Below are 14,309 nucleotides of genomic sequence, written 5' to 3'. Positions count from 1 at the left end.
ATAGTGATCTAAATTTACAAACTTCTTTGTAATTTCTCTTAAACAATTTTATATAAATGGTTTAGGTTTATAAAAAATAATAAGTTTGATTTATTTATCTTTGATTTTTACAAGCGAAAAAATGAGTTCAGTAACGATAAAAGAATTTTATCAGGATATTTTAGGAGGTTCATGTCCCGATATAGATCAGTTTCTTAATGAAAATATCAACAGCGATATAGGTCATTTTAATGTTTTTGATATATCTGAAATATACCGCACCAGTACTTCAAAAACGCAAATGCCTTACAACCGCAGAACTTACTATAAAATTAGTTTGATCAACGGACAAAATAGAGTAGAGTACGCCGATAAAACAATTGAAATTAACGATTGTGCCGTGCTTTTTGCTTCGCCCAAAATACCTTACAATTATACACATCTTTGTAATAATCAGTCGGGGCATTTTTGTGTTTTTACCAAAGATTTTTTACCCTCGTCAAAAATAGGAGTTGATCTGGATAACCTTCCTGTTTTTTCACCGCAGAGCGATTTTATCTATCAGATTTCTACAGCACAATTTCATCAGTTCGAAGCCGTTTTCCTTAAAATGCACGCGGAAATCAAGTCTGATTATCACTACAAATACGATCTTTTACGCAATTATGTAATGGAACTCATTCATTTTGGTCAAAAACTAAAACCGGTACTTCCTTTAGAAAATAATAAAACGGCAGCTTCCAGAACTACTACGTTGTTTATAGAATTGCTGGAACGACAGTTCCCTATTGAAAACAGCAGCCAACTGTTACAGTTACGAACCCCGGCAGACTATGCCTCAATTTTGGGCGTGCACGTAAACCACCTTAACAGGGTGCTTAAAGAAACCACAGGTAAGACAACCGGTGAAATAATTGGGAGCAGAATTTATCAGGAAGCAAGATTACTTTTACAGCAGACACAATGGAATGTTTCAGAAATTGCCTTTATATTGGGGTTCGAAGAAGTTGCGCATTTCTCTAACTTTTTTAAAAAATACGGCAAGCAGTCTCCGCAACATTTCAGGGAAAATGTTATTGTTTGATTTTTGCAAATTTCCATTTGATTTATACAACTCAAAGGCTATACTTTTTTTCAACTTTGTATCATTAATTTAAAACAGCAACAAAATGACACATACAAACGGAAAAATAGTATTGGTTACCGGTGGAAGCCGTGGACTTGGTAAAGATTCAGCTCTTCAGCTTGCAGAAAAAGGTTTTAACGTAATTATTACGTATCAAACCAAAAAAGAAGCGGCAGACGAGGTTGTTAATCACATTATAAACACGGGAAAACAGGCGTTTGCACTGCCGTTGGATATTGCTTCAACATCAGGTTTTGATCTATTTGTAGGACAGGTGCAGGATCTTTTAAATACACATTTTAATGGAGCAAAATTAGATGCTTTGGTAAATAATGCGGGAATAGGACTTAATGCTTCTTTTGAAACTACGACCGAAGAAGCGTTGGATGCCATGACGAATATCCATTTTAAAGGACCGTTCTTTTTAACGCAGAAATTACTTCCGTTGTTAAATGACGGCAGCAGCATTGTAAATACATCGTCTGGTTTGGCAAGATTTTCTTTTGAAGGATACGCAGCTTACGGTGCAATGAAGGCAGCGGTTGATTCATTAACGCGTTATCAGGCGTTAGAATTGGGTAGTCGCAAAATTCGTGTAAATTCTGTTGCGCCTGGGGCGATTGAAACCGATTTTGGTGGCGGAGCCGTACGTGATATTGCCGAATACAATCAGGGAATTGCATCGCAAACTTCATTAGGCAGAGTTGGATTACCTGACGATATTGGCAGCGTGGTGGCATTTCTTTGCTCCGATGATTCTAAATGGATCAATGCACAGCGAATAGAAGTTTCAGGCGGATTCCGAATTTAATAAGATCAATGATGTTAAGTTCTTTATGTCATTTCTAATCAAATTCTAATTTATTTAACTGTTTACAGTTGTTAAATTTACGGTTTCATAAATGTTTTTATATAACATTTTTTTTAGCTAGCGTCTGTAAGAAATTACAGGCGTTTTTTGTTGAATAATAAAAAAGTTCGTTGTAAAATCAAGAGGAGTTTCGGCAGCCAGTTCCCCACAAAATAAAATACTTTCTAATTGTATCTTCTTTTGAAATTTAATTGCCTAATTTTGCAGGCTGAATTAAGGATTATATTATGAAAAGAGTTGTAGAGTACAGAAAACTGCTTGGAGTTGATAAAACTGCTACTTTAAAGGAATTGAAAACAATTTACAGAAATACGATGAAAGATGCGCATCCTGATAAATTTGTGAATGATGAAGAAGGAAAATTGGCAGCTGAAGAAAAAAGTAAGGCGGTTATAGAAGCTTATCACTTTTTGGTAAGTATAAATCCGGAAACACACGAGAAATACAGCGAAGAATATTTAGAAACCACTGCGAAATCAAATATTCACGAGTTTTATTTTGAAAAGCAGATTTTAAAAATACAGCATTTAAACGGGAAAATGTACGAATACATTGGTGTACCAAGAAATACGTATGTAAAAATGGTAAATGCCGAATCGCCAAGCCGTTTTGCAAGAAGACATATTTATGGAAGCTTTATTCACAGAAAATCTGGTGAAGCTATGGAGGAATAATCAATCCTCATTGTAACAAAAAGTGCTTTTAGAACAATCTGAAAGCACTTTTTTATTATTAGAAATTAAAACAAACTTGTTATTCTAATTTTTCTGCAAGAAATAAATATTGTTTTGGAAGGTGGTGCTGCCAGATATCGGGATTATCGGCTGCGTTACTGTAAAGTTTAAAATAATCTTCTTCGGCATATAAAACGATCGTACGCCCGGTTCTTACATAATAATTACTACTATAATACTTTGGTGCTTTGAAATTTGGTAATTGCTTTTTAACTGCTTTTGAAACTATATTTCCCAAGTATTTTTCGTAACTTTTTTGAGCTTTTATACTGGGTTTACTTAATTGGTTGTAGGCTCTTTTTAGAACAATGTTCATAGGGAACTTCTGTTTTTTAATCATTGACTTGGCATTGCGGAAAGGATTTACCGAAGTAAAATCGTTTATAGTCTGAACAGAGAAAGGAACATCTGGAACCCAGTCTGCTGTATTAACCACATTAAATGCCCAATCGCTTTCAGTCATTTTTTCGTAATCATAAGCAAAAAATAAATTTCCTGGTTTTGGACCCGCACTACAATAAGTTTTAAAACGTATATTTTGCGGTAGCTTTTTCTCAAGCTTTAAATTTTCTAAATGTGCGTTTAAAAGATAGGTAATACCGCCACCCTGACTGTGCCCTGTAAGAATAAAATCTTTAATACCCGCCTTGTAGCAAGAATCTATTTTTGTTTTAACAGTTTTAGAAAGATATGCCATTGCCACAAACCAGCCTGCATGAACAGCCGCATTAGGATTTTCTGCAAGTTTATACTTAAACAAAAAATCGTCATCAAGCTGAAGTTCTCCCTTTGCAGGCAGCATAGCCGCATACAGATTTGCAAGAAAACTGGCTTCGGTCTGAATACTTCCTTGAACAGCAATTAGTGCAACAGGCTTTTCTTTATGTATCCACAAATCCCATATATTGTCAAAAGCTACAACAGGAGAGCGGTATACAAAATCGAATTGCTGTGGATCAGGAACGGTTTTTATTTCGCCCCATTTTTCAACAGCTATATGTGCCTTGTGATTAATTTTTAGTGTTTCAATATATTCGGCTTTATCGAAACCAGGTTTCAAAATCTGACAGTAACCGCGTGAAAAAAAAGCTAAAAATAGTAGCGCTACGAATGTTTTCATAAGTTGTTTTTTAATATTGTCTTTTTTTGTTCATTTCTAAAGAAAAATCTTTTGCTTCAGACTATGAATTTTACCGTATAGCGAGCAAATTTAGAGTTGTTTGCAAAAAAATAGTTGAAATTCTATTTACTTAAGCTTCAAATAAATGTGTCTTATGTTTTTTACGCCTGTATCCCGTTCGTCTATTTCAAACTTACCTATGTGTTTTATAAGCGGATAAAGTTTAGTGAAACCGTAATTTCTAGGATCAAAATCGGGTTTCTTTTTAGAAATCAAATTGCCTAAATTCCCTAAAAACGTCCATCCGCTTTCATCGGCAAGATCGTCTACACTATCTTCGATAAGTTTAATAGTTTTAACGTCAATTTTATTAAGCGGATTTTCGGCAGTTGTAGTTTTCTTTCTTCGTGTAGAAGCAACTTCATTCACCGGTTCTTTTACTTTAAGAATCTCTATATAAATAAATTTGTTGCAAGACGATATAAATGGTTGTGGAGTCTTTTTCTCGCCAATTCCTATAACGGTCATTCCGGCTTCACGCAAACGAGTGGCAAGTCTTGTAAAATCACTATCGCTTGATACAATACAGAAACCGTTTACTTTTTCAGAATACAAAATGTCCATGGCATCAATAATAAGTGCGCTGTCAGAAGAATTTTTCCCCGAAGTATAGCTGTATTGCTGAATTGGTGTAATGGCGTTGTCTAACAACACATTTTTCCATCCCGAAAGTGTGGGTTTGGTCCAGTCGCCATAGATCCGTTTAATGGTCGGAGTTCCGTTTTTCGAAATCTCTTCGAGCATTTCTTTCACATTGGCATACGGAACGTTATCTGCATCAATCAGTACGGCAAGTCTTTCGTCGTTCATTGCAACAATTTTAAGGTTAAATACAGTTTGTTAAAAAAAATGGTTGTTTACCCAAATATAGTTATATGTGCTGATTTTAAGGTGAAAAGAAACGGTTTTCTTTATATGGAAACGATGTTTTGTGGAATACTACCTTTACATATGTTTTGGTTTTTGCTGTTTTGATGCACATTCCGCAATTTCGGCAATTCTTTTTTGTCTAGTTTCAGGTCGTTTGGCAAGAACAATCCAGTGTAAAATCATTTTTTTAGATGATTTGCTTAAACCTGAAAAATAATCTTTAGAGCCTTCGTGAATTTTAAAAGCCTCTTCTAAATCATCAGGAACAATTAGTTCTTCAACTTCGTCTAAAATAGTCCATGAACCGTTTTGCTTGGCAGTTTCAATACTTTTATATCCTGCTTCTGTCATTAACCCTTCTGCAATGAGTCTGTTTATTTTTTCCTTGTTGATTTTAGACCACGTACTTTTGGCTTTTCGTTTGCTGAAAAACTGGTGCGATGTATCATCGCTAATTTTGATCTTTTTACTGTCGATCCAACCAAAACATAAAGCCACATCAACAGCTTCGCTCCAACTTAACAATTCTTTTTTTGATGCCTTTTTATGAAAAACAATCCACACAGCTTGTTTCGAAATGTGATTTTCTTGTAACCAATTTCTAAAAGCCATAGTATTCTGCGGATAAAAAACTTCTATTTGCGGTTGCTCCATTTTAAATGATAATTAAGAGTTAAGATAGTAAAAGTTTACTGTTTTTAATTAATATTTTTTTGTAAATAGAATTTTTAAAGGAAACATAAGTACACCTGCAATAATTTCCTATCTTTAAATTATAAAACAAAAGAATGAAAAAAAGCGTTGTTTTTATGGGAATGGTAATGGCACTCATCATGGTAGTTATGGTGCCGCTGTTAGCCTATCTGTTTACCCATAAAAGTTGGTTGATTAGTTTAAGTGGCAAGAACGAATTGGGCGATGCCATTGGAGGAACCACTGCGCCAATTATTGGAACCTGTGGTGTGGTTTTTACCTTTATGGCATTTTACATTCAGTATGAATTTAATAAAAGGCAGAGCGAAATTTTGCAATTGCAAGTCAAAATAAATATTCGACAGTCATTAGAACCGTATTTTATTTATTTGATCGACAGTTTAAAAAAGTTTAAGCTTGAAAATAATTCTCAAAAAAAGATCAAGTATAATGGCGAATATATCGAACCTGTAAATCCAGGCGAAGCAATTAAATTAAAGTATCAGGTATCAAACGTTTTTGTAAGTATTATCGATTTTAAAGAAGATCATCATACCATAAAAAATCTGCAGTTAAGCGATTTGTTTGCTTACGAAAAAGAAATTGCCTTTAGCGAGAATGTCATCGACGAATATGTTTTTCATGTGAACACTATTTTTAAGTTTTTGGGCTACAACATGGAAATTGATAACGGCGAAGATAAAAACGAAATCATCGAAGAGTTTTTGTTCAAGTATCTTTCAAGTTTATCTATTAACGAAATCCATTTTAACCTGTATTATCTCTTGATTTTTCATACCGATTTAGCTGTAAGTTGTAGAAACATCGTATTGAGATCGATTGAAAATCTGTCGGCTGATCGAAAAAAACAGTTTTTGCTAGACATCTTTCACTACAAAATAATAGGCTAGATTTTCGGTATTCCTTAACGCTTAATTTTGTCGTTACGTATTAATAATATTATTTTTGTAGTAAAAGAAAATTCAATGACCCGTATTATTTTTGCCCTAGTATTATTATTGATACCCTGTACGTTTTTTGCCCAAACAAAACCGTCTAAAGAATATACCACTCATTTAAATGCCGCTAAAAACCACAATGTTGGTTTGGTAAAAGACAAAGCGCATTTAAATAAATTAACCAAGCAAGGTAAATTGGTAGCAATTAAACAGCGTGGTTACGGATATCGTATCGATAAATTAACCCACAGCCATGCGTATTTGGTGCCTAAAGGCAGAACTATTTTAAATGCCATGGCACGAGATTTTGTAAAGGCTGCCGGACAAAATTTCTTTGTGGTAACCTCATTAACCAGAACCGAAGCTGATCAAAAGCGTTTACGACGTGTAAATTCTAACGCGTCTTCTAATGATAGTTCACATAGTTATGGTGGTGCAATTGATATTTCGTATGTACGTTTTAACCACAAACTAGGTGCAAATGCAAAGTTGGAAAAACATCTTGAAACAGTTCTAAAGCAATATCAGGCAAGCGGTAAAATTTATTTTGTAAAAGAGCGTCAGTCACGTTGTTTTCACATCATAATTAGGTAAATTTATTCAACTTAAATAAAAGTTTATGGATTTGCATTCGGGTATGCCATTTTGGGTGGTTTTAAATCCACTTTACAATTATTTCAATCCGCTTAAAAACAATATAGAAACACACACCGTGATCATTGGTTCGGGGATTACCGGAGCTTTGGTAGCGCATACGTTGTGCAGTTTGGGTGTTAAATGTATCGTGGTTGATAAGCGAACAATCGGTACCGGAAGCACCGCGGCTTCAACTGCGCAATTGCAGTATGAAATCGATGTTCCTTTGGTAGATTTGATCGAAAAAGTCGGAGAAAAACAGGCGGTTGATGCCTATAAATGCTGTTTACAGTCGATTACCGATGTTGAAAGCGTATTTAAATCAATAGGAAAAAATCCTGATTTCGAACGTGTTCCAACGTATCTGTTAGCTTCTGATAGATCCGGTAAAAAGTTATTGGAAAAAGAATTCAACGCTCGAAAAAATGCCAGACTTCCTATGGAATATTTAGAACAAGATGTTGTAAAATCCGATTTAGGAATTGATGCAAAAGCAGCCTTGTATAACGATACTTCTGCCCAGCTTGATTGCTACAAGGGAGCAACTTATATTTTAGATCATTACCTACAAAAAAAGGAATTACAGCTGTTTTCGCATACTTTGATTGAAGATTATGTAGAAACTGAATCTGGTTACGAACTGGTTACAGAACACGGCAGTAAAATCACCTGTAAAAATGTGGTTATTGCTGCAGGTTACGAAGCAGGCGAGTTTCTTCCAAAAAAAGTAATGGATCTGCTAACTACTTTTGCCATTGTTTCTCATCCGTTAGACGAGAAACTTCTTTGGAAAAACCGCGCACTGATTTGGGAAACTAAAGAGCCATATCTTTACATGCGTACCACAAATGACAACCGCATTATTGTTGGCGGCGAAGATGAAGATTTCAATAATCCCAATAAACGCGATAAATCATTGCGAAAAAAAGCCACGATTCTTGAAAAGAAATTCAAAAAAATGTTTCCCGAAATTCCTTTTGTGACCGATATGTCTTGGGCGGGAACTTTTAGTGCAACCGCAGACGGGCTGCCGTATATTGGCACGTATCCAAACAAACCTAACATGTATTTTGCATTGGGATACGGCGGCAATGGCATAACGTTTAGTATGATTGCGGCGCAGGTTATCGGTAATTTAATTACGGGTAAGGGTGATCCTCGTGCCGAATTGTTTGGTTTCGATCGATCTAAACGTTAATCAGATACTAAAATGGCAGTTCCAAAACCCAAAAAATACGTTCGCAAACGTGCACCTAAAAAGAAAAAGGTCGCCGTATGGAAATGGCATGTTTTGGCGTACACGCTGCTTATTCTTGCTTTTTTGGTTTTTCATTACCGTGACGGAATCGGATATTTTGTGACCGATTTGTATGAACGAATTTTTAAGAAGGAAGACAGCAAAGAAGTAACCGTTCACGATTTCCGAGCGATGGAGATTTTAGATAAGCACAACGATCATTTGTTTGGATTTGATGTGTCGCATTATCAGTACGATATCGATTGGAAAGAAATTGATTCGTTGTACGGAAAATTTGCGGTTGATTATGTTTTTTTACGATCTACCATGGGAACCGATGGGGTAGATGCCAAGTTTACGTACAATTGGAAAAAGGCCAAAAGCAGATTGTTGATTCGTGGTGCGTATCATTATTACCGACCAGATGAAAATAGTACACAACAAGCACTAAACTTCATTAAAAACACCCCTTTAGAACCTGGAGATTTTTTTCCGGTGTTGGATATTGAGGAACTTCCAAAAGAACAGTCGAAAGAAAAAATGCGAGAAGGTTTAAAAAACTGGTTGCTTATTGTAGAAAAACATTACGGTGTAAAGCCTATTATTTATTCGGGTGCCAATTTTTACGAACATCATTTAAAAGAGCATTTTCCCGAATATAAAATCTGGATTGCAAAATACAGTTTGTTTAACGAAAAAATGAACGACGACTGGCATTTTTGGCAGTTTACCGATAAAGGCACAGTAAACGGCATTGAAACAAAAGTTGATTTGAATATTTTTAAAGGCGACCGCTACGATTTAAAACAGTTTGTTATTCAGTAGATTTTAATAAATGTTAAACTTTTTTGTATATTGTCAACACTAAAAAATAAACATTAATTATGAAAAGAATATTAGTTTGTACTGCCGCTTTAACTATTTTAGCTTGCTCTTCTACAAAAAATACATCTGCTTTCAAAGATGTTAAAACCGAACTTTTAGATAATGACACTTTTTTATTGAAAGATATTTCAAATGATAAAACGTATGGATTATCAGAAAAAAATCCTATACAGGTTGGTGGTGTAGATACAAGTGATGGACCAATCAACGAACGCAGATTTTTAAACGCATTAGCCGGACCAAACGGTGAAGAAGTTAGCTATTACAGAGCCGGAAGTTGTTGTCCCATTAAAAGCGATAAAGCATTTATTGGTGATAAAGTAATGTTAGATAATTACCGTGTAACGTGGGAAGGTTCAACAGATACTGTTTCAATCTACATAAATATGTACGATTATGGTCAGCTAAAAGCACCGGTAGGTTTTACTATAAAGTAGTTTAGAAACAAGATTATTTTTAAGCGTGAGGATTTTACTTACGCTTTTTTTAGTTTAAGGTTCAACTTTTTTTATTCGAAATCAATAAGAACCTGGAAAATTAATAATTAAGATTATCGTCAATATCCATTTGTTCGTGTAAAATTCTAATGATTTCTATTTCATTATTTTTTTGATTTATTTTATAGAAAATAAAATGAGATTTCACTTTTGCTGATACTTATTTTAACCAAAAATTTAATCTTTCCATTATTTTTTCTTTTTCCTTAGCGCTAAAATCTCCAATCTCTACCGAATGATTTGCCGTAGGATGAACCAATAAAAGATTGTCACTTTTTGGTGGAACAGTTACAGATGTTGCTGTCCACGGGTCATTTGCCCCGTAAATAAAAATCATTTTATCAATTGTGGTTTCGGTAAAAATTTTAATTGCTTTTGCGTTGTCACTATTATATGTCACTGTTTTTTGGGCAAAAATTTCTAATGCGTAATCCTTTTGTTTCAAGTATTTTTCGAAAGGCTTCTCATTGTATCCGTAATATCCCATTTCTGAAAAAGCCTGATAATAATGTGGTGTATAGTTTGGATCTGTGAAGCCGTGTACACAGTCTAACAAATAAATGACCATTTTATCTTCAAAATTGTTTAGTTCAATAGGGGTTACAAATCCTTCTTTAACCAAATAATCATAAGATTCGTTAATATATCTTTCAAAATTTTGAATCGAGGGATCATTTTGCCAAAAAGTAAAATCCATTTCTAAAACAGCATAATCGTAAAGTATTTCTGTGTCTGTGAGAGGTTTTGTATTCATGCCAGCGGTTTTCACCATTTTATCGAAAACAGGCATTAATTCTTTTTTATTTTTTAATAAATACAATTGGTACTCAAATATTCTTTTCCCAACCTCTGTTTTTCTTTTTTCCTCCAAAAATGTTTCCGGACGCTTGTCTTCTTTTTCCAAAGGAAATGGAGCAACGTAAGCAAACGAAGCATTTACATCATTCGGATAATAATATTTGTATGCAAGTGTAGCATAACCGCCTTTGCTTGTACCCGATGAAAGCCATTTGTTGGGATAAATTTTGCCCAGCAATTGACGAATATTATGGTAATCACCGCTTGCTTGTTTACATGTTAAATATGCATTTGTAGCATCGGGAACAGATTTACCAAAATATCTGTGCTCTACATAAACCTGATTGGCATTTAGTAATTCAGTTAATTCTAGTTTCGTGTCTATGGTTACAAATGGTGGAATTTGGTAGCCCGAAGTTTCTAATAATGTTGGTGATTGTGTATTGTTATGACCCAGAAAAATCCGTTGATAAAAATAGCCTTTATTAGTATCGGTATGATCTATAGGTTGCTTTACGTTTATGTAATAATACTCGTTAAATACACTGCTGTTAGCAGAAACTACATTTTCTGTCCCAAAAATCTGCTGCAGTTTAGGTAATAACGATTGGCTTGTGGCGTGAACCCAAAAGAACAATAATAGAAATGTGATTAAAATATTTTTTGTTTTCATTTTTTTGAGTTTTTATTGAATGAAACGAAGTTAAATCTGCATTATTGAGTGACTTTGCGCAGCGAGTAATTACTACAATTTAAAACAGTTTGTTATTGGGTAAGTGGTACTCACCCGATTTGTGTTGCTACCGACCCGATTTGTATTTTGGAGTACCCGATTTCTATTTTGGAGTACCCGATTTCTATTTTGGAGTACCCGATTTGTATTTTGCAACACCCGATTTGTATTTTGTAGCACCCTATTTGTATTTTGTAGCACCCGATTTGTATTTTGTAACACCCGGCTTTTATTTTGTAGCACCCGATTTGTATTTTGTAACACCCGGCTTTTATTTTGTAGCATCCGATTTGTGTTGCTACCGACCCGATTTGTATTGCTCTGAATTATTATCGCTGGCGCGAGCATCTTGCTCGTGCAATTGTAGAATTTAATTAACGATTTATATCTATCTTTAAAATACCCTCAAAATCATTGCAATAATTTCTTGCGCTGCTGTACTTCCATTCCCAAGGTTCAGTTACAAAACCACTTTCTACGGGATTTTGATGTATATAATTTAATTTTTGTTCAAATACTTTTAATGACCATATTTGAATTGTTTGATTATGTTGTTGCCACAATTGATAATTTTTTACATTCGAATTTTTTTCTCCTGCTTTAGCAAACATCCATAACATCCATTCTTTTCTACTTTCCTGATTGTTTTCTTGAATTGCCTTTATAATTTGTCGAGATGTAAAACCTTTAAAATCTCTTATCAGTTCTGATGGTTTTTCGTCTGCTGAACGAAATATTAAATGTATATGACTTGGCATTATGCAGTATCCAAAAAATTCCATTCCTTTACTAGTCCTGCAATAATCTAGTGCTTTAATTATAATATCAAAATATGCTATTCTTGTAAAAAGATCAATCCAATAAACAGTTGCAAAACTTATAAAATAAGCACCATTTTTTTCGTGAAATTTATATTTTCTGCTCATGGTTTTGTTTATTGGTTTTAGCATTTGGCACGAGCAAGATGCTCGCGCCATCGTGGTGGTTTTACCCTAACCAAAGACTGATTAGTGAAATAATTATTGCAATAATTGAAAAGCAAAAACTAATTTTATCATATTTAAATTTCTCAATTGTTTTGTCAATTATTATTTGTTCTTGGGAATTTTTCTTATCTAAATATTTGAATCCTTGCTCTCTGGTTATAAATTTTCTTCCTTTTGGAGTAATTCTTAACTCAATACCTTCTAAAATAACATATTCTTCTTCTATTAATTCATTTTGTAAAGATTTCATTTCCCATGGAACCAACTCTAATCCAATAGCACTATTTATAAAAGGCATTGTAATTTTTTTTGAAATTTTTTTGCTATCAAGTTCTTCTTTTTCAACCCAAAGAAGAATGTATAGTATTTGGTCAAGTTTTTCTGATCTTGCCATTATTATAGATTTAATAAAATGTTCATTTGAATATTTTAGTGACTCTGCATTAAGCTAATGTTGGTTTTTATCCCTAACCTTATATTTCTTCAGGTTGATTTACCTGTTTTTATTTTTTTTTAATGATATTATCAATGTCAGTTATCATAAATTTCAACATATCCCATTCTTTTAATTTTGTTTCCTTATTATAAATATCTTTTCTAATACTTAACAGAAAATTTCCGAATTTTCTCATTGTTTCAGTTGGATTTATATTAGCCTCATCTTTGTAAAATCCTTGCATCATTTCATTGTATGCGTTTACCATTTCGTCAGAACCAAATGTTATTAAATTAAATCCAGCTTTGCGATATTCTACAGAAGTGATTTCGTCGAGAGCTTTATCTTTTAATTTTTGATTCTCTTTAGCTGCAAAAAGTGTTATAAAAGGGTTTAGAATTTTATTGTAGGTTTCAATCCTCTTTTCTATTTTTCAAAAACCAACTTAATAAACCTCCAATGAATACTAATAATGGGGCGCCTAATGCAGTAATTAAAGTGAAAATATTTGTTTCATTCATTTAAAGTATAATTTAAAAAACTATTCTACAATTCAACCTACCCCTTTACATCCAAAGCATCTCTTAACGCATTACCAATCATCATAAAGGCAACTACTACCAAGCACATTGCCAAGCCCGGAATTAATGCCAAATGCGGTTTACCTAAAATAATGTAGTTGTAGTGTTCTTTAATCATTCCGCCCCAGCTTGGTACAGGTACTTGTGCGCCCAAACCTAAAAAGCTTAAACCGCTTTCTACCAGAATTGCCGATGCAAAATTGGCTGCCGAAATAACAATTACCGGTGCCATGATATTTGGTATAATGTGTTTAAAGATAATACGCATGTCAGAGAAACCCAATGCGCGGGCTGCGGTTACATACTGCATTTGTTTTACGCTCATAACTTGTCCGCGAACCACTCGGGCAACTTCAACCCACATGGTTAAACCAACGGCAATAAATACCTGCCAAAATCCTTTTCCTAACGCCAAGGTTATTGCGATAACCAGCAAAAGGGTAGGGATAGACCATATTACGTTGATGAGCCATAAAATAAAAGCATCGGTTTTTCCGCCAAAATAACCGGCAAGTGCTCCTAATGTAATTCCAATAATCAGTGAAATAAATACGGCAACAAATCCAATTGCCAGCGAAACGCGTGCACCAACCAGTAAACGACTTAAATAATCGCGCCCCTGATTATCGGTACCCAAAAGATATTTTTTTGTTTTAATATGGTTTTCTTCTATCGATTTTTGATCAGTATCGGGAAATACATTAGTAAGCACGTATTTGGTTTGTGAAGTAGATGGATCAACCGAAAATTCTTTGTAATAAAGGGTGTCGCCTTTAAAAGCGTAAGACAAAACAGGAATAAACTGCTCTTTAATTTCTTCGCCTGTAAAATAATCAAAAACCGATGATTTGTTTTTATTACCCAACGGAATATTGATTGTTTTAACGGTAAAGCCGGGTTTTTGCGTGCTTATAGAAACATCGCCGTTGTTTGCATTCATGGTGTTATCGGGCGCAATAATATAGGCACATAATGCAGACAGACTTAAAACCACGATAAAGACTAATGAAAAAACGCCCCAAGAATTTCTTTTGAATTTTTGGAGCGCTTTTTTATTTGCCGAAACAAATTTTTTAAACACTTTTTTATTTTTTAAAGGACTATCAGT

General features: G+C 34.1%; 18 protein-coding genes. 9 read left to right on the top strand and 9 right to left on the bottom strand.

Features of this window, described 5'->3' with window-relative positions; all coding sequences use genetic code 11:
- Window positions 1-121: 121 nt before the first annotated feature.
- The 3 genes from F0460_RS07095 to F0460_RS07085 all read left to right on the top strand — a co-directional run bounded on the left by F0460_RS07095 (window position 122) and on the right by F0460_RS07085 (window position 2,650).
- Window positions 122-1,063: a helix-turn-helix domain-containing protein gene (locus tag F0460_RS07095; RefSeq protein ID WP_150011670.1), complete on the top strand. Its 942-nt coding sequence runs from the start codon at window positions 122-124 to the stop codon at window positions 1,061-1,063.
- Between the two features lie 85 nt (window positions 1,064-1,148).
- Complete coding sequence (locus F0460_RS07090; protein WP_150011668.1) at window positions 1,149-1,916, top strand: SDR family NAD(P)-dependent oxidoreductase; 768 nt, start codon at window positions 1,149-1,151, stop codon at window positions 1,914-1,916.
- A gap of 287 nt (window positions 1,917-2,203) precedes the next feature.
- Window positions 2,204-2,650: a KTSC domain-containing protein gene (locus F0460_RS07085; protein ID WP_150011666.1), complete on the top strand. Its 447-nt coding sequence runs from the start codon at window positions 2,204-2,206 to the stop codon at window positions 2,648-2,650.
- 79 nt (window positions 2,651-2,729) lie between these two features.
- Here the strand turns inward: F0460_RS07085 and F0460_RS07080 are convergent, their stop codons facing one another.
- From F0460_RS07080 to F0460_RS07070, 3 genes are all read right to left on the bottom strand, one after another.
- Complete coding sequence (locus F0460_RS07080) at window positions 2,730-3,830, bottom strand: lipase family protein (RefSeq protein WP_150011664.1); 1,101 nt, start codon at window positions 3,828-3,830, stop codon at window positions 2,730-2,732.
- A gap of 126 nt (window positions 3,831-3,956) precedes the next feature.
- Window positions 3,957-4,700: an NYN domain-containing protein gene (locus F0460_RS07075; RefSeq protein WP_150011662.1), complete on the bottom strand. Its 744-nt coding sequence runs from the start codon at window positions 4,698-4,700 to the stop codon at window positions 3,957-3,959.
- A gap of 135 nt (window positions 4,701-4,835) precedes the next feature.
- The gene (locus tag F0460_RS07070) at window positions 4,836-5,414 is read right to left on the bottom strand and encodes a YdeI/OmpD-associated family protein (protein ID WP_150011660.1); all 579 of its coding nucleotides are present in this window, start codon (window positions 5,412-5,414) and stop codon (window positions 4,836-4,838) included.
- Window positions 5,415-5,548: 134 nt separating this feature from the next.
- Between F0460_RS07070 and F0460_RS07065 the strand changes: the two genes are divergently transcribed.
- From F0460_RS07065 to F0460_RS07045, 5 genes are all read left to right on the top strand, one after another.
- A complete protein-coding gene (locus tag F0460_RS07065; RefSeq protein WP_150011658.1) occupies window positions 5,549-6,364 on the top strand; it encodes a hypothetical protein in 816 nt (271 codons plus the stop codon).
- 75 nt (window positions 6,365-6,439) lie between these two features.
- Window positions 6,440-7,006, top strand: a complete 567-nt coding sequence (locus F0460_RS07060; RefSeq protein ID WP_150011656.1) for a DUF5715 family protein — start codon at window positions 6,440-6,442, stop codon at window positions 7,004-7,006.
- Window positions 7,007-7,031: 25 nt separating this feature from the next.
- Window positions 7,032-8,246 carry an NAD(P)/FAD-dependent oxidoreductase gene (locus F0460_RS07055; protein WP_150011654.1) on the top strand — a complete coding sequence of 405 codons (1,215 nt, stop codon included), beginning with the start codon at window positions 7,032-7,034 and terminating at the stop codon, window positions 8,244-8,246.
- A 12-nt stretch (window positions 8,247-8,258) separates the two neighbouring features.
- Window positions 8,259-9,110: a glycoside hydrolase family 25 protein gene (locus F0460_RS07050; protein WP_150011652.1), complete on the top strand. Its 852-nt coding sequence runs from the start codon at window positions 8,259-8,261 to the stop codon at window positions 9,108-9,110.
- Between the two features lie 59 nt (window positions 9,111-9,169).
- Window positions 9,170-9,607, top strand: a complete 438-nt coding sequence (locus F0460_RS07045; protein ID WP_150011650.1) for a 2-dehydro-3-deoxyphosphooctonate aldolase — start codon at window positions 9,170-9,172, stop codon at window positions 9,605-9,607.
- Between the two features lie 100 nt (window positions 9,608-9,707).
- Here the strand turns inward: F0460_RS07045 and F0460_RS16440 are convergent, their stop codons facing one another.
- Both F0460_RS16440 and F0460_RS07035 read right to left on the bottom strand, forming a co-directional pair.
- Window positions 9,708-9,815, bottom strand: a complete 108-nt coding sequence (locus F0460_RS16440) for a hypothetical protein (RefSeq protein ID WP_150011648.1) — start codon at window positions 9,813-9,815, stop codon at window positions 9,708-9,710.
- Between the two features lie 12 nt (window positions 9,816-9,827).
- Entirely contained in the window at window positions 9,828-11,138 is a 1,311-nt protein-coding gene (locus F0460_RS07035; protein ID WP_150011646.1) for a S28 family serine protease, read from the bottom strand.
- A gap of 95 nt (window positions 11,139-11,233) precedes the next feature.
- Here F0460_RS07035 and F0460_RS07030 point away from each other — a divergent pair, with 95 nt between their 5' ends.
- Complete coding sequence (locus tag F0460_RS07030; protein WP_150011644.1) at window positions 11,234-11,572, top strand: hypothetical protein; 339 nt, start codon at window positions 11,234-11,236, stop codon at window positions 11,570-11,572.
- Here the strand turns inward: F0460_RS07030 and F0460_RS07025 are convergent, their stop codons facing one another.
- The 4 genes from F0460_RS07025 to F0460_RS07010 all read right to left on the bottom strand — a co-directional run bounded on the left by F0460_RS07025 (window position 11,573) and on the right by F0460_RS07010 (window position 14,282).
- Window positions 11,573-12,124: an REP-associated tyrosine transposase gene (locus F0460_RS07025; RefSeq protein ID WP_150011882.1), complete on the bottom strand. Its 552-nt coding sequence runs from the start codon at window positions 12,122-12,124 to the stop codon at window positions 11,573-11,575.
- Between the two features lie 61 nt (window positions 12,125-12,185).
- Window positions 12,186-12,578, bottom strand: coding sequence for a hypothetical protein (locus tag F0460_RS07020; protein ID WP_150011642.1), 393 nt, complete (start codon window positions 12,576-12,578; stop codon window positions 12,186-12,188).
- A gap of 109 nt (window positions 12,579-12,687) precedes the next feature.
- Window positions 12,688-12,867, bottom strand: coding sequence for a hypothetical protein (locus F0460_RS07015; protein WP_150011640.1), 180 nt, complete (start codon window positions 12,865-12,867; stop codon window positions 12,688-12,690).
- A 311-nt stretch (window positions 12,868-13,178) separates the two neighbouring features.
- Entirely contained in the window at window positions 13,179-14,282 is a 1,104-nt protein-coding gene (locus tag F0460_RS07010; RefSeq protein ID WP_150011638.1) for an ABC transporter permease, read from the bottom strand.
- Between the last annotated feature and the right edge of the window lie 27 nt (window positions 14,283-14,309).

It is taken from the genome of Paenimyroides baculatum (assembly GCF_008629655.1).
Taxonomy (GTDB): domain Bacteria; phylum Bacteroidota; class Bacteroidia; order Flavobacteriales; family Flavobacteriaceae; genus Flavobacterium; species Flavobacterium baculatum.
This window is presented reverse-complemented; position numbering and strand designations above follow the sequence as displayed.

Bases quoted from the DNA above. Each gene is read 5' to 3' on its own strand.
- F0460_RS07095 (WP_150011670.1), top strand. From the start codon at position 122: ATGAGTTCAGTAACGATAAAAGAATTTTATCAGGATATTTTAGGAGGT.
- F0460_RS07090 (WP_150011668.1), top strand. From the start codon at position 1,149: ATGACACATACAAACGGAAAAATAGTATTGGTTACCGGTGGAAGCCGT.
- F0460_RS07085 (WP_150011666.1), top strand. From the start codon at position 2,204: ATGAAAAGAGTTGTAGAGTACAGAAAACTGCTTGGAGTTGATAAAACT.
- F0460_RS07080 (WP_150011664.1), bottom strand. From the start codon at position 3,830: ATGAAAACATTCGTAGCGCTACTATTTTTAGCTTTTTTTTCACGCGGT.
- F0460_RS07075 (WP_150011662.1), bottom strand. From the start codon at position 4,700: ATGAACGACGAAAGACTTGCCGTACTGATTGATGCAGATAACGTTCCG.
- F0460_RS07070 (WP_150011660.1), bottom strand. From the start codon at position 5,414: ATGGAGCAACCGCAAATAGAAGTTTTTTATCCGCAGAATACTATGGCT.
- F0460_RS07065 (WP_150011658.1), top strand. From the start codon at position 5,549: ATGAAAAAAAGCGTTGTTTTTATGGGAATGGTAATGGCACTCATCATG.
- F0460_RS07060 (WP_150011656.1), top strand. From the start codon at position 6,440: ATGACCCGTATTATTTTTGCCCTAGTATTATTATTGATACCCTGTACG.
- F0460_RS07055 (WP_150011654.1), top strand. From the start codon at position 7,032: ATGGATTTGCATTCGGGTATGCCATTTTGGGTGGTTTTAAATCCACTT.
- F0460_RS07050 (WP_150011652.1), top strand. From the start codon at position 8,259: ATGGCAGTTCCAAAACCCAAAAAATACGTTCGCAAACGTGCACCTAAA.
- F0460_RS07045 (WP_150011650.1), top strand. From the start codon at position 9,170: ATGAAAAGAATATTAGTTTGTACTGCCGCTTTAACTATTTTAGCTTGC.
- F0460_RS07035 (WP_150011646.1), bottom strand. From the start codon at position 11,138: ATGAAAACAAAAAATATTTTAATCACATTTCTATTATTGTTCTTTTGG.
- F0460_RS07025 (WP_150011882.1), bottom strand. From the start codon at position 12,124: ATGAGCAGAAAATATAAATTTCACGAAAAAAATGGTGCTTATTTTATA.
- F0460_RS07020 (WP_150011642.1), bottom strand. From the start codon at position 12,578: ATGGCAAGATCAGAAAAACTTGACCAAATACTATACATTCTTCTTTGG.
- F0460_RS07015 (WP_150011640.1), bottom strand. From the start codon at position 12,867: ATGATGCAAGGATTTTACAAAGATGAGGCTAATATAAATCCAACTGAA.